At 71.4% G+C, this 14,730-nt stretch carries 11 protein-coding genes; 1 reads left to right on the top strand and 10 read right to left on the bottom strand.

The genetic code is table 11. The features are described from left to right. Positions 1–26: 26 nt before the first annotated feature. The 5 genes from ABZS58_RS21995 to ftsY all read right to left on the bottom strand — a co-directional run bounded on the left by ABZS58_RS21995 (position 27) and on the right by ftsY (position 6,254). Positions 27–2,270: a [protein-PII] uridylyltransferase gene (locus ABZS58_RS21995; RefSeq protein WP_354784193.1), complete on the bottom strand. Its 2,244-nt coding sequence runs from the start codon at positions 2,268–2,270 to the stop codon at positions 27–29. 7 nt (positions 2,271–2,277) lie between these two features. Then, positions 2,278–2,616, bottom strand: coding sequence for a P-II family nitrogen regulator (locus tag ABZS58_RS21990; protein ID WP_033358035.1), 339 nt, complete (start codon positions 2,614–2,616; stop codon positions 2,278–2,280). A gap of 27 nt (positions 2,617–2,643) precedes the next feature. Beyond that, complete coding sequence (locus tag ABZS58_RS21985; protein ID WP_354784191.1) at positions 2,644–4,023, bottom strand: ammonium transporter; 1,380 nt, start codon at positions 4,021–4,023, stop codon at positions 2,644–2,646. A gap of 172 nt (positions 4,024–4,195) precedes the next feature. Continuing rightward, positions 4,196–4,984, bottom strand: coding sequence for an aminoglycoside phosphotransferase family protein (locus ABZS58_RS21980; protein WP_033357818.1), 789 nt, complete (start codon positions 4,982–4,984; stop codon positions 4,196–4,198). Between the two features lie 55 nt (positions 4,985–5,039). Continuing rightward, positions 5,040–6,254 carry a signal recognition particle-docking protein FtsY gene (gene ftsY / locus ABZS58_RS21975; RefSeq protein ID WP_354784188.1) on the bottom strand — a complete coding sequence of 405 codons (1,215 nt, stop codon included), beginning with the start codon at positions 6,252–6,254 and terminating at the stop codon, positions 5,040–5,042. A gap of 105 nt (positions 6,255–6,359) precedes the next feature. Here ftsY and ABZS58_RS21970 point away from each other — a divergent pair, with 105 nt between their 5' ends. After that, positions 6,360–8,024 carry an alkaline phosphatase D family protein gene (locus ABZS58_RS21970; protein ID WP_354784186.1) on the top strand — a complete coding sequence of 555 codons (1,665 nt, stop codon included), beginning with the start codon at positions 6,360–6,362 and terminating at the stop codon, positions 8,022–8,024. 77 nt (positions 8,025–8,101) lie between these two features. Here ABZS58_RS21970 and ABZS58_RS21965 read toward each other — a convergent pair whose 3' ends face one another. From ABZS58_RS21965 to ABZS58_RS21945, 5 genes are read right to left on the bottom strand one after another with little or no spacing between them, the layout of a single operon-like run. Beyond that, positions 8,102–9,880, bottom strand: coding sequence for a discoidin domain-containing protein (locus ABZS58_RS21965; RefSeq protein WP_354784184.1), 1,779 nt, complete (start codon positions 9,878–9,880; stop codon positions 8,102–8,104). Positions 9,881–9,889: 9 nt separating this feature from the next. Then, a complete protein-coding gene (locus ABZS58_RS21960; RefSeq protein WP_354784183.1) occupies positions 9,890–10,816 on the bottom strand; it encodes a substrate-binding domain-containing protein in 927 nt (308 codons plus the stop codon). Beyond that, entirely contained in the window at positions 10,813–11,790 is a 978-nt protein-coding gene (locus ABZS58_RS21955) for an ABC transporter permease (RefSeq protein ID WP_354784181.1), read from the bottom strand. The genes ABZS58_RS21960 and ABZS58_RS21955 overlap by 4 nt, the downstream gene beginning before the upstream one ends. Next, positions 11,787–13,241, bottom strand: a complete 1,455-nt coding sequence (locus ABZS58_RS21950; protein WP_354784179.1) for a sugar ABC transporter ATP-binding protein — start codon at positions 13,239–13,241, stop codon at positions 11,787–11,789. The genes ABZS58_RS21955 and ABZS58_RS21950 overlap by 4 nt, the downstream gene beginning before the upstream one ends. Then, on the bottom strand, positions 13,238–14,626 hold the full coding sequence (locus ABZS58_RS21945; protein ID WP_354784177.1) for an aldehyde dehydrogenase family protein: 1,389 nt from the start codon (positions 14,624–14,626) through the stop codon (positions 13,238–13,240). Before ABZS58_RS21945 ends, ABZS58_RS21950 begins: the two co-directional genes overlap by 4 nt. Between the last annotated feature and the right edge of the window lie 104 nt (positions 14,627–14,730).

The following is a 14,730-nucleotide window of genomic DNA, read 5'->3' as shown; positions in this document are numbered from 1 at the left end:
GCAAAGGGTAACCGACGCCCGATCGTCTAGGCGGGCGTCGCCGCCCGCAGCACGGCGTCCTCGACCCGGGCACGGTCGTCGTCGGACAGCTCCCCGGCCAGGTAGAAGGCGTCGACGACCTGGCCGCCGAGGGTGGAGATCCGGGCGGAACGCACGTCGGCGCCCACGTCCTCCAGCGCCCGCGCCACCCGGAAGAGCAGGCCAGGGGTGTCGGAGGCGCGCAGTTCCAGGACGGTGGCCGCGGTCGCGGCGCTCGACGGTTGCCACACGACCCGCGGCGGCACGGTGTTGCGCTGCCTGGCGGACCGCTCCCGGGCGGCGAGCCGCTCGGCGACCGGCAGCTCGCCCAGCACGGCGCGCCGCAGGTCGCTGGCGATCGCCTCGCGGTCGAGGTCGCCGCCGTACCTCGGCTGCACCGCGCAGACCATCCTGGCCAGCCCGCCGGAGCTGACCGTGTCGGCGGTGACCACGTCGAGGCGGTGCAGCGACAGGCACCCGGCGACCGCGGCCAGCAGCCCGCGCCGGTCCTGCGCGGTCACCGACACGGCGTCGGTCCCGATGAGGACCGCGGGCAGCCGGTCCGGCTCCGGCAGCGCCGCGGCGGGCGACGGCGGCGGCGCGACCACGCCGGTGTCCAGGGCCCGCTCGACGTGGCGGACGAGCTCGCCGATGAGCCGGCCCTTCCAGTCCGACCAGGCGCCGGGTCCGGTCGCGGCGGCGTCGGCGCGGGTGAGCGCGTGCAGCACGGCGAGGGTGGAGGCGTCCCCGACGGCACCGGCGACGGTGGCGATGGTCCGCGGGTCGCTCAGGTCGCGGCGGGTCGCGGTGTCCGGCAGCAGCAGGTGCAGCCGGACGACCTTCTCGACCCGGTCGACGTCGGCGTCCGGCAGGCCGAGCCGGGAGGCGATGTCGGCGGCGATCGGCGCGCCGACGATGCTGTGGTCGCCGGGCAGGCCCTTGCCGACGTCGTGCAGCAGCCCGCAGAGCACCAGCAGGTCCGGGCGGTCGACGTCGCGGGACAGCTTCGCCGCGTGGCGGGCCGTCTCGACCAGGTGCCGGTCGACGGTGAACAGGTGCACCGGGCTGTGCTGCGGCAGGCTGCGGACCCTGGCCCATTCGGGCAGCCAGTTCACGACGAGCCCGTAGCGGTCGCACGCCTCCCAGATCGAGATCATCGACGGGCCGCTGCCGAGCAGCGTGAGCAGGGCGTCGCGGGCCGGCGCCGGCCACGGCTGCGGCATCGGCGCGGCGAACCCGCCGAGCCACTCCAGGGTGGCGTGCGCGATCGGCAGCTCGGCGCGGGCCGCGGCGGCGGCGACCCGCAGCCCCAGCGCCGGGTCGGGGCGCGGGGTCACGGCGGCCCGCGCGAGGACGACCTCACCGTGCTGCTCGACGACGTCCCGGGCGAGGGGCCTGCGCTCGGTGTGGCCGCGGGTGGCGGGCGCGGACCAGCGCTCGACCGCGCGCCAGGCGTCGTCGCTGGCGTAGGCGATGGTGCGGGCGGCCTCGGCGATGCGCCGCAGCACCTCGTCGCGGTCGCCGAGGTCGAGCAGCTCGGCGACCTCGTCGCGGTCCTGCGCGAGGAGCCGGTCGACCCGGCGCCCGCGCACGGCGTGCAGCGCGTCGCGGACGTCGAGCAGGGTGCGGTGGGCGCCGCGGACCGGCGGCCGGGGGCCGTCGGCGACACCGGCGAAGCCGATGCCGCGCAGCACGCCGAAGTCGCGCAGGCCGCCGCGGGACTCCTTGACGTCGCCTTCGAGCAGGAAGGCGAGCTCGCCATGGGCGTCCCAGCGGGCCTCGGTGAGCTTCCGCAGCGCGGGCAGCAGGTGCCGGGCCTCGCGCCGCCACTGCGCGACCGCGTCGGTGTGCAGGCGGGCGAGCAGGCCGGCGTCGCCGGCGACGAGCCGGGCGTCGAGCAGGCCGAGCGCGACCTTCAGGTCCTCCTGGGCCAGGGCGAGCGCCTGCGACGGGGTGCGGGTGGAGTGGTCGAGCGCGAACTTGGCGTCCCAGATCTGATACCAGATCCGGCTGCCGAGCTCATCGGCGTCGACGGCAGGGGCATGCAGCAGGACCAGGTCGAGGTCGCTGCGCGGGGCGCACTCGCCGCGGCCGAGCCCGCCGACGGCGACCAGGGCGAGCCCCTCGGAGGAACCGCCGGCCGCGGCGAACACCGAGGCGAGCCAGGAGTCGAGCGCGGCCGAGCGTGCGGCGCGCGCGGCGGCGCCCGCCCCGGTGGAAAGGATCGGGGCGGGCGCCGGCGGTTGTGTCATGTATCGGCTACAGCGCGTCGAGGCCGCGCTCGCCGGTGCGGACCCGGATGACCTCGTCGACCGAGGTGACCCAGACCTTGCCGTCACCGATCTTGCCGGTGCGGGCGGCGGTGACGATGGCGTCCACGACCTTCTCGAAGTCCAGCTCGTCGGTGACGATCTCGACGCGGATCTTCGGGACGAACTCCACCGTGTACTCCGCACCGCGGTAGACCTCGGTGTGGCCCTTCTGACGTCCGTATCCCTGGACCTCGCTCACGGTCAGGCCGGCCACGCCAAGCGCGTGCAGGGCCTCTTTCACCGCGTCGAGCTGATACGGCTTGATGACCGCGGTCACCAGCTTCATGCCCATTCCCTCCGTCATCCCTCGACGCTAACCGGCAACTGATTCCGACGCCGGGGCTTGCGCCGCCGGTGCTGATGCACTTCCACCGATCCCGGCCAGGGCGAAGGCGCCGGTCGAGCCGCCACCGCCACCGCCGGGGTTGTGCAGGTCGTAACCACTTTCGGCGTGCTCCGTGATGTCGATGCCCTCGACCTCAGCGTCGGTGCTGACCCGGAACCCGACCGTCTTGTTGATGATCCACGCGAGGCCGAAGGCGATCACGAACGACCAGACCGTGACGATAGCCGCAGCGGCGGCCTGGCGGCCGAGCTGGGTGGCTCCGCCACCGAAGAACAGGCCGTCCTGGGCCCCGACGGCCGACTCGATCGCGCTGTTGGCCTTGGTGTTGGCGAAGAAGCCGAGCCACAGGGTGCCGATCCAGCCACCGACGAAGTGCACGCCGACGACGTCGAGCGAGTCGTCGAAGCCGAAGCGGTACTTGAGGCTCACCGCGAGGGCGCAGACGACACCGGCGACGAGGCCGAGCAGGACCGCGGCCCACGGGTCGATGAAGCCACAGGCGGGGGTGATGGCGACCAGGCCGGCGATGGCCCCGGACGAGGCACCGACCAGGGTCGGCTTCCGGTCACGGATCCACTCGACGAGCACCCAGCCGAGCACCGCGGCGGCGGTCGCGACCTGGGTGTTGATGAACGCCAGGCCCGTGACGCCGTCGACGGTCAGCTCGGAGCCGGCGTTGAAGCCGAACCAGCCGAACCAGAGCAGACCGGCGCCGAGCGCGACGAACGGCACGTTGTGCGGCTTCATGCTCTCGCGCGGCCAGCCGATGCGCTTGCCGAGGACCAGCGCCACACCGAGGGCTGCCGCACCGGCGTTGATGTGCACCGCGGTGCCACCGGCGAAGTCGAGCGGGTGGAACTGCTGGAAGATCCAGCCGCCGCCCCACACGTTGTGGGCGACCGGGAAGTAGACCAGGGTGGCCCAGCCGAAGGCGAACAGCAGCCAGCCGGCGAACTTGGCCCGGTCGGAGATGGCACCGCTGATCAGCGCGACGGTGATGACGGCGAAGGTCATCTGGAAGGTCATGAAGACGTAGACCGGGATACCCGTGGTGCCCCAGAGGTCGGTCTCGGCGAGGAACGTCTTGGTCCCGGGGAAGCTGCTCAGCTTGCCCATGAGACCACCGGCGGTGTCCTCACCGAAGGACATGCTGAAGCCGTAGAACAGCCACATGACGCTGATGAGCCCGATGGACGAGAAGCTCATCATCATCATGTTGAGGACGCCCTTGGAGCGGTTCAGGCCACCGTAGAACAGTGCCAGACCCGGCGTCATGAGCAGCACGAGTGCCGTGGAGATCAGCAACCATGCGGTATTACTGCCGTTAAAAGGCGTCGGTTCCGGCACGCCGGCCTCCTATTAGTCGGATCCTCCCTCCGGCCTCCGAGGCAGCGTCGCCCGTCAGCCGGTTGCGCGAGAGCTTTCAGGGCTCACGTTTCGCGCACCGGCGCTGAGCGGTTTCTCAGTCGTCACGTCATGTTTCCAGCGTGTGAAGAACTGCTCACTTACTGGTGGGGCCCTATCGAAGGGCGTATTCGAGCGTGTGCCGTTCATAGTCGATGAGCCGCAGGTCACGGACCGGACGACGGAGATGACCTTTGTGCACGATCCGCACGAAAGCGGGGTCGCCGGCGGCCGCCATCCGTCGAATTCCCTCGATGTGATCGACGATCCGTTTCCGGATGACCCGCACGAGACGGTGCCGGTCGCGCGGGGTCAGCCCATACGCGTCGGCGAACATGCGCAGCCGCCGCGGCCGGTTCGGCCGCTTCCAGCCGAGCGTGTAGGAGTCACGGTCGGAGAAGAGCGGCACCCAGGTCCAGGCGGCATACGCCACGTCGTAGATCCTGGCGCCCGGCGAGGCGAGGTCGAAGTCGATCAGCGACAGCGTCCCGTCGGGCCGCCAGATCACGTTGTGCGGCGCCGCGTCGTGGTGGCAGATCACCTCGGTGTCCGGCGGCGGCGGGCCGAAGGAGCGCCACACCGCGTTGGGCGGCGGGCGGAACCCGGCCTGCGCGTCGTGGAACATCCGCAGCATCGTCGCCACGGTGACCATCGCCTCGTCCGTCACCCAGTGCGGGGCGAGCGGATAGCCGCCCGACTCGCCCTCCAGGTATGACAGGACCTCGCGGCCCCGCTCGTCGATGCCGAACGCCCGCGGCGCGCCCGTGAACCCGACATACTCCAGGTGCCGCAGCAGTGCATGCACCGCCGGCGTCCAGGGGCCGGCGTTGCGGCGCACGGTGTCTCCCGAGCGCACCACGACGGACGTGTTTCCGCCGTGGAGGGGGATCTCCTGCTGCGTCACGTGTAGTCCCTCATGTCCCGGTCGAGTCTCGCCCTGCCAAGCTTTCCGTCCGAGGTTACGCGTCCGTGCCAACGAGTGCGTCGACGAACTGCCGGGCATCGAAGGGCGCCAGGTCGTCCGGGCCCTCGCCGAGGCCGACCAGCTTCACCGGGATGCCCAGTTTCCGCTGGACGGCGATGACGATCCCGCCCTTGGCCGTGCCGTCGAGCTTGGTGAGCACCACGCCCGTGACGTCGACCACCTCGGTGAAGACCCGCGCCTGTTCCAGGCCGTTCTGCCCGGTGGTGGCGTCGAGGATCAGCAGGGTCTCGTCGACCGGCCCGTGCTTCTCGACGACCCGCTTGACCTTGCCCAGCTCGTCCATCAGGCCGACCTTGTTCTGCAACCGGCCGGCGGTGTCGATGAGCACGGTGTCCACACCGGCATCGATACCCCGTTTGACCGCGTCGAACGCCACCGACGCCGGATCCGCCCCCTCGGGGCCGCGGACCACCTCCGCGCCCACCCGGCTGCCCCAGGTCGTGAGCTGCTCGGCGGCGGCGGCGCGGAAGGTGTCGGCCGCTCCCATCAGGACCGTGTGGCCGTCGGCGATCAGTACCCGCGCGATCTTGCCGCAGGTGGTGGTCTTGCCGGCGCCGTTGACGCCGACGATCAGCAGCACCGACGGGCGGCCGGCGCGCCGGGTCGCGGCCAGGGTGCGGTCCATCTCCGGCTGCAGCGCGGCGACGAGCTCGTCGGTGAGCATGCCACGCAGCTCGGAGGCGGTCGCGGTGCCGTGCACGCGGGCCCGCTCGCGCAGCTTGCCGACGATCTCGGTGGTCGCGGCGACGCCGACGTCGGCGCCGATGAGGGTCTCCTCGATCTCGTCCCAGGTGTCGTCGTCGAGCTTGTCGCGCGACAGCAGGGCGAGCAGTCCCTTGCCGAACACGTTCTGCGAGCGCGACAGCCGGGCCCGAAGCCGCACCAGGCGCCCGGCGGTCGGCTCCGGCGTCTCGACCGGTGGAGCCTCGACCACCGGCGGCGCTTCCACGGTCGGCGTCGGCACGACCGGCGGCGGCGCCTCCACCACGGGCGGGGGCGCCGGCTTCACCGGCGGCGGGACGGTCTTCTTCGCCGGTGGCGGCGGGACCTTCTCGGCGGGAGGGGCGACGGTCGGCTTCTGTGCCGGCGGAAGGGTCGGTGGCTTGCGGAAACGGGGCGCTACCAGCGCGAGGGTCGCCCCGATCACCACGACGAGCAGCACCAGGCCGAAGACGATGTACGACTCCATGGCAGGAATCCTCCCAGACGACGCGCGGCGGGGCCCGCAGTGGCGCCAGGTCCGCCCACGCAGGATCATCTTCAGTGCCCCCTACCCGTCCTGGAGGTCCATGACATGCCGGACGACGACCGGTCCTACACGCTCGACGAGGACCGTGGCCCTCTGCTGCTCGGCCCTGTCCTCCGCCGGGTCGAAGGCGACCGCGCGACCATCTGGGTGGAGACGTCGCACCCGGGGACCGTCGAGGTCGACGCCGCCCCAGCCGGCGGCTCCGCCCGCACGTTCACCGTCCACGGGCACCACTACGCCCTGGTCGTCGTGGATGGACTGCCGCTGGACGCGGTCACGTCGTACACGGTGAGGATCGACGGGAGCGAGGTCTGGCCGCCGCCGGACTCCACCTCCCCGCCGTCGGCGATCCGCACCAGGCCCGGCGGCGCGCCCGTCCGGCTGATCTTCGGATCGTGCCGCGAGTCGAGCCCGCTGAGCGTGACCCGCTTCCCACCGGACGCGCTGGACGCCTACGCGGGCCGGCTCATCGAGTCGATCAACGCCGCCGCGCCGACCGAGTGGCCCGACATGCTGGTGCTGCTCGGCGACCAGGTGTATGCCGACGAGACCCCCGAGAAGATCCAGAAGTGGCTCCGCCGCCGCAAGCGCCGCGCCGACGCGCCGAAGAAGCAGGTGGTGGACTTCCACGAGTACACGAAGCTGTATCTCGACTCGTGGGGCGACCCGGAGATCCGCTGGCTGCTGTCCACCGTGCCCAGCGTGATGATCTTCGACGACCACGAGATCATCGACGACTGGAACACCTCCGACCGCTGGCGCACGCAGATGGCCGGGCTGTCCTGGTGGGAGCAGCGCATCCAGGCCGGCCTCTCCTCCTACTGGGTCTACCAGCACCTGGGCAACATCGCGCCGAGCGCGCTGGCCGACGACCCGGTCTACGCCGCCGTCGTCGGGGCGGACGGCGACGCGACCGAGGTCCTCGACGCGTTCGGTACGCGCGCCGACCACGAACCCACCGGCTACCGGTGGAGCTACGCGATCGACATCGACCGCACCCGCCTCGTCGTCGTCGACAACCGCGCCGCCCGCGTGCTGGCCCGCGGCCACCGGGCGATGCTCGCGGAGTCGGAGTGGCAGTGGCTCACCGAGCAGATCCCCGGCGACTACGACCACCTGCTGATCGGCTCCTCGCTGCCGTGGCTGCTGCCGCCGGCGATCCACCACCTGGAGGCCGCGACCGAGCGGATCGCCGAGTCGCCCCGCGACTGGGTGTCGAAGTTCGGCGAGAAGCTCCGCCAGGCGGTCGACCTGGAGCACTGGGCGGCGTTCAGGCGCTCGTTCGACTCGCTCACCGCGCTGCTCAGCGAGATCGGCGCGGGCCGGGGCGGCGTCTCACCGCCGCCGGCGTCGATCAGTGTGCTCTCCGGTGACGTGCACCACTCCTACGCCGCCCGCGCCGTCCTCGGGCCGGACGTGGTCAGCCCCGTGCACCAGCTGACCTGCTCGCCGGTCCACAACGACATGCCGAGGTACATCCGCCCGGCGATGAAGTTCGGCTGGAACCCGCCCGCCGCTCGCCTCATGCGCTCCCTCGCGCGCGCCGTGGGCCTGCCGAAGCCGCCGGTCCGCTGGGCCAAGACCGCCGATCCCTACTTCGGCAACGCGGTCGGCGTGCTCCTGCTCGACGGCCGCTCCGCGCACGTGACCGTCGAGGGCACCAAGCCCGACAAGACCCTCGGCGAGGTGGCGTCGCTCAAGCTGAGCTGACGCCGGCCAGTTGACCTTGGAGACTTTGTCTCACTCTGAAGACTCACTCTGACCGGACAAAGTCTCCAAGGTCGAACTCAGCTCGCGTAGGCCTCCAGCTCGAAGATCCGGGCGGCCGTGTCCGTGTCGCTGGTCGGTGCGATGACGTTCAGTCGGACATGCCGGGCGGAGCGCGGCGTGAAGGTGTGCGTCGTCGTGCTCGCCGTGTTACCTCTGACCTGGGCGACCGTCGTCCAGGTGGTGCCGTCGAGGCTGGTCTGCACGTCGAAGTCCTTCGTGTTCCAGCTGGTCTTCTCGCCGCCCGCCCCCGCGTGCCGCAGGACGACCTTGCCGACCTGCTGGTTGGCGCCGAGGTCGACCCGCAGCCACTGGTTCGCGCCGAGGGCGCACCACTTGTCGGCGAGGCCGCCCGTCCAGCTGCCGTTGACCGCCTTGGCGGGCGCCTCGGACGCCGCGCACTGCGAGGAAGCGGTCGCGGCCTTGTTCAACGCCAGATTCGGTGCGCCCGTGTCCGGCACGAAGAGCTTGATGTCGGTGAGGCTGGCCGAGCCCTCGTAGACGTTGGTGTACAGGTCGCCGATGACGAACGAGTCCGGGTAGGCGGAGCCGGACGGCCACTGGTTCGGCCAGGTGGTGCTGCCGAAGTCGTCGTTCTGCACCAGGTTGCCGTTGAACTGGCCGTTGTAGCCGGCGGCGGTGGTGTTGTAGTGCCAGATCGGCACGTTGTTGACCACGAAGTCGCGGTGGAAGCGCAGCGTCCGCTGCCCGGAGCGGGCGAAGTTGCCGCTCGCCTCCAGGGTGTAGCCGGTCGCGTCGCGCTCGATCGCGAACGTGTAGTACTCGCCCGGCATCAGCTCCGGCTGCAGCTCGGCGGCGCTGGACAGCTGGTTCTCGGCGGCGCCGCCGGAGCAGCTGGTCATGAACCACTGGGAGTTGCCGGGCAGGCCGCCGGGGCCGGGGTTCCAGTTCGGCATGCCGGACAGCCACATGTTGACGGTGTTGAAGTTGCCGTCGCGGTAGTTGTAGTAGCTGTTCGTGGCGGCGTTGCAGACCCGGCCGCCGGTGCCGGAGCCGACCCGGTCGGGGTGCTGGCTGAAGGAGTCCATCAGCACCTTGCGGTGGTAGTGCCAGAAGTGGTTGTTGCGGGGTGCCGGGTTCGCGAAGTCCACGATGGACATGAAATGGAAGCCGTTGTACCCGTAGTTGCCGGCCCGCACGTCCTGCCACTGGCAGTAGGGCACGGACGCGTCGCCGCTCCAGCCGGGGCTGTTGGAGCCCTCGCCCCACGGGTGCTGGGTCTTGCAGCCCGCGGTGGAGTAGCCGTTGACCCGGCCGCCGTAGTTGATGGTGCCGTTGCGCTTACCGCCGAAGTCGATCGTCTTGAGCTTGTACTCGACGCGGTACTGGTCCGGCAGCGCCTGGGTCGGGCGGAAGATGGCGCCGCCGGTGCTCTCGGGCACGTTGATGACGGCCGCGCCCGACCCGCCGACCGTCGCCGTGGTGATCGACGGCGGCGCCTCCAGGACGCCGTCCTTGTTGAAGTCGCGGGCGGACAGGGAGGCGGTGAGCCAGCCGTTCTGCCCGACGGGGAACTCCTTGCGGTAGGTGTCGAACGAGTTGAACTGCGTCGTCCACGCCGGGCCGTAGTCGTTGCGGTACCACTGTCCGGCGTCGTCGGTGATGGTGTCGAACGGGTTGGCGTAGGTCTCGCGGACCCACGGCGCGTTGCCGGTGTTGATCGGCTGGGCGAAATTCTCGGAGTAGAGCAGGCGCCAGGTGGGTGCCGCGGCGGCGGCCGAGGCGGGGATCGCGACGGCCGATCCGGTCAGCAACACCGCTACGAGTAGTCGTCTCACAGCGAGCTCCTAGAGGTATTGGGACGCGTTGTCCTTGGTGATCTGCGGCGACGGGACGACGGTGTCCTTCTCGACCTTGGCCCCGCCGAGGACCTCGACGGTGCGGTCCAGGGCGAGCTTGCCGATCACGTTCGGGCTGTTCAGGCCGGTGACGACGTAGTTGGTGCCGTCGAGGATTGCCTTGAGCGCCTCGGCCTGCCCGTCGACGCCGGCGAGCACGATCTGGCCGGTCTTGCCGGCCGCCGCGATCGCCCGCTGCGCGCCGAGGCACATGGCGTCGTTCTCGCAGAAGACGGCGACGAGGTCGGGATGCTTGGCGAGCAGCCCCTCCATCACGGTCAGCCCGCCGTCGGAGCCCCAGTTGCCGAAGTCGGGGGCCTCGATCAGGGTGATGTCCGCCTTGGTACCGAGGACCGACTTCACCCCGTTGGTGCGGGCGAGACCGATCGAGTTGTCGGCGGGGCCGCCCTTGATGATCGCGACCTTGCCCTTGACCCGGGCGGCCAGGAACTCGCCGTCCTGCTTGCCGATGGCCTCGTTGTCCGGTCCGATCCAGCTGGTGTACTCGCCGGTGGCGAACTTCCGGTCGACCAGGATCACGGGCTTGTTCGCGGCCTTGATCGCGTTCAGGGCGGCCGGCGCGGATTCGAGGGGGCCGCCGGAGATGATGATCGCGTCGACGTTCCTGCTCAGCAGGTCCTCGACGTTGGCGGCGAGCTTGGCGGCGTCGCCCCCGGCGTCGGTACTGATGATCTTCACGTTGCCCTTGGCCTTGGCCTGCGCGGCGACGGCGGCGTCCATGCCGCTGAAGTACGGCCCGCTGAGCAGGAAGTTCGCCACACCGACGGTGTAGCCGTCCTTGTCGCCGGGTTTGTCCTCGCCGCAGCCGGCCAGCCCGAGCGCCACCACCAGCAGCAGGGATAAAGCTCTTCTCATGCGCGTCCCTTCGCAACGGAGCGCGGCAGCCTCGACCGTTGGACGAGGATGACCGCGATGATGATCAGTCCCTTGAGCACCTGCTGCCAGAACGACTGCACGCCGTACAGGTTGAGCAGGTTGTTGATCAGGACCAGGACGAGCACCCCGCCGAAGGCACCCTTCGCCGAACCCCGGCCGCCGGACAAGCTCGCGCCGCCGATGACGCAGGCCGCGATCGCGTCGAGCTCGAAAGCGACCCCGACGCTGGGTTGTGCGATGCCGACTCTGCTGGTGAGGATGATTCCGGCGAGTCCGGCACAGAAGCCGCTGATGCAGTAGGCGAGCACGAGGTGCCGACGCACGTCGATGCCCGCGAGGCGGACCGTCTCGGCGTTGCCGCCGATGGCGATGATCGAGCGCCCGGGTGGCGTCCGGGCCAGGAACACGCCGCCGATCCCGAAGACGGCCAGCATGATCAGCGTGATCAGGGGGAAGGGGCCGATCATGGCCGAGCCCAGCGTGAGGAAGCCGGGGTCGGCCGGTGCGATCGGCACCTCCGAGTAGACGAACGCGAGCCCGCGGACCGTCGTGAGCGACGCGAGGGTGACGACGAACGGCGCGAGCCCGAACCGGGCGACGAGGACGCCGTTGACCGCGCCGAACGCGACGCCGCCCGCGACGCCGACGAGCATCGCGACGGGGATCGGCAGGCCGGAGCCACTGCCATGGACGAGGCCTGCGGTGACGATCCCGGCGAACGCGACGACCGACCCGACGGACAGGTCGATCCCGCCGGTGAGGATCACCACGAGCATGCCGAAGGCGAGCAGCCCCGTGGTGACCATCTGCTTGAGCAGGTTGGTGATGTTGGTGGCGGTCAGGAAGCTCTCCGACGTGGTGGCGGCCACGACGATCAGTGCCGCGATCAGCAGCGTGAACGCGATCTCCACGGTCACGTCCCGGCCTTTGATCCGGACGGCGAGGGTGGTCATGCGATCGCCCTTTCCAGGACCTGTTCCTCGGTGGCGCCGGCGGACGGGAGCTCGCCGGCGAGCCGGCCCTGCCGCATGACGAGGACCCGGTCGGTGGCGCCGAGGACCTCGGTCAGGTCGGAGGAGATCAGCAGCACGGCGAGCCCGTCGCGGGCGAGACGGTCGATCATGCGGTAGATGTCGACGCGGGTGGCCATGTCGACGCCGCGGGTCGGCTCGTCGAGGATCAGCACCCGCGGTCCGGTGAGCAGCCATTTGGCGAGGACGACCTTCTGCTGGTTGCCGCCGCTCAGGTGGGCGACCGGCATGCCCGCGCAGTGGTCGGGGCGGATGCCGAGCCGCTCGATCATGGCGCTCACGGAGGCCCGCTGCCGGGTGCGGTCGAGGAACGGCCCCCGGGCGGTGGACCGCCAGGTGGTGAGGCCGATGTTGTCCCGCACCGTCATGCCGAGCACCAGTCCGCTGCCCGCCCGGTCCTCGGTCACCATCGCCACCCCGGCCCGGATCGCGTGCCGCGGGCTGCGGAACGCCGTGCCGGTCGTGGCCCTGGTCGCCCCGAACACGCACGCGGCGAACTCGGTGCGGCCCGATCCGACCAGGCCGAACAGTCCGACGATCTCGCCGGCCCGCAGGGTGAGGGTCACGCCGTCGAACTCCCCCGTCCGGCCGAGCCCGTCGACGCGCAGCAGCGGCTCCCCCGGCCCGGGCCTGCGGTCCGGGTAGATCCGGTCGAGGGCCCGGCCCGCCATGAGCCGGATCAGGGCGCCCTCGCCGGTCTCGCCGGGCGTGGTGGTCGCGACGACCCGGCCGTCCTTGATCACGGCGATCCGGTCGGCGAGCTCCAGGACCTCGGCGAGGCGGTGCGACACGTACACCACCAGCACCCCACGGCTCCGCAGCCGCCGGATCAGCGCGAACAGCGCGTCGAGGTCGGCACCGGCGAGGACGGCGGACGGTTCGTCGAGCACGAGCACGCGCGGCTCGCTGACGAGCGCCTTGGCGATCTCGACCATCTGCTGCCGGGCGACCGACAGCCTGGCCGCCTTCACCCGCGGGTCGATCATGCCGAAGCCGGCCTCGTGCAGCAGCTGCGCGGCCCGCCGGTGCGCGGCCGGCCAGTCGATCAGGCCGAGCCGCCGCGGGAAGTTGCCCATCAGGAGGTTTTCCGTGACCGACAGCTCCGGCACCAGCGACAGCTCCTGGTGCACCGTCCGGATGCCGTGCGCGTGGGCGTCGTGCGGCGTGCGGAGTCCGAGCTCGTCGCCGTCCCAGGAGAGGGTGCCGGAGCTCATCGGTGCCACACCGGAGAGAATCTTGATGAGGGTCGACTTGCCCGCGCCGTTGGCGCCCACGATGGCGAGGACCTCGCCGGGCTCGCCGTGCAGCGTCACGCCGTGCAGGACCTCGACGCCGGCGTAGGACTTGTGGACGTCGCGCAGCCGCAGCGTCATCGGAAGGCGTCCATGACGACGACCGTCTTCTGCCTGGTGAGGTCCAGGACGGTGTCGTGGATGCCCTCCCGGTGTCCGCCGGTGTCCTTGGTGCCGCCGAACGGCAGGTTCTCGGCGCGCAGCGCGGTGGAGCCGTTGACGACGACGCCGCCGACGTCGAGCCGCCGGGCGATGCTCAGGGCCCGGGAGATGTCGCGGGTGAAGACTGCGGCGTGCAGCCCGTACGGCGAGTCGTTGGCGAGCCGGACCGCCTCGTCCGGGTCGTCGAAGCGGGCGACGGGCGCCACCGGCCCGAAGATCTCCTCGGCGAACGCGGGGCTGGTCGTGGGCACGTCGACGAGGACCGTCGGGTCCATGAACGCCCGCTTGCGGATCCCGCCGGCGACGAGCCTCGCGCCGTCGGCGACGAGGGTGCGCACAGCATCCAGGACCCGTCCGGCGGCCTCCTCGGCGATGAGCGGGCCGACGTCGGTGGACTCCAGGAGCTGGTCGCCGACGGTCAGCTTCGCGGTCTGCGCGACAAGGGCGTCGACGAAGTCGTCGTGGACGCCGGCCTGGACGTACACCCGCTTCACCGCGCAGCAGATCTGCCCGTTGCCGCGGGCGAGCCGGCCGAGGACGACGGCGCGGGCGGCCTCCTCGATGTCCGCGTCGGCGCAGACGATCAGCGCGTCGTTGCCGCCGAGCTCCAGGAGGACCTTCTTCAGGGTGCCGGCGGCGCGGCGGGCGATCTCCCGTCCGGCGGCGGTGCTGCCCGTCAGGGTCACCGCGGCGATCCCGGGCAGCTCGGCGAGCTGCTGACTCACCTCGGCACCGCCCACGACGACCTGGTGGGCGTTGTCCGGTGCGGCCCGGTGGACCATCTCGGCGATCCGCAGCAGGCTCAGCGGGCAGCGGGCCGGGGGTTGCACGACGACCGCGTTGCCGGCGGCGAGCGCGGCGGCGGCCTTGTGCGCGTACAGCTCGACGGGGTAGTTGAACGGCACGAGCGCGGCGACGACACCGAGCGGCTCGCGCACGGTGACGGCCAGGTGGTGCTCCAGGCCCGGCACCGCGTCGAGCGGGATCTGCCGGCCGAAGAGCCTGGTCGCCTCGCCCGCGGTGCCGCGGAAGATCCGCACGGCGGCCTCGACCTCACCGCGCGTCTGCTGAATCGGTTTGCCGTTCTCGGCGGCGAGCAGCCGGGCGAGGTCCTCCCGCTCGGCCTCGATCCCGTCGGCGACGCGGAGCAGCAGGCCGGCGCGCTCGTGGGCCGGTGTGGCGGCCATCGCCCGCTGACCTTGCCGGGCGCGCTCGACGGTCGCGGCGACCTGTGCCGCATCGGTCGCGGGCACCTCCCCCAGCACTTCCCCGGTGCCGGGATTACGCACGGTGACAACGGCCATGATGGCTGGGCCCTCCTCGGGAACGGCGGTCGCGGGCGTGCCCATGGCGCGTGTCGCGCAGGGCAGGTCCGCCGGCGCCGTCCGGCGAGGAACGTGGCGAAACC

It is taken from the genome of Dactylosporangium sp. NPDC005555 (assembly GCF_040605635.1).
GTDB lineage: Bacteria > Actinomycetota > Actinomycetes > Mycobacteriales > Micromonosporaceae > Dactylosporangium.
Note: the sequence above shows the minus strand (reverse complement) of the source record. Positions and strands in the feature narration are given on the sequence as shown.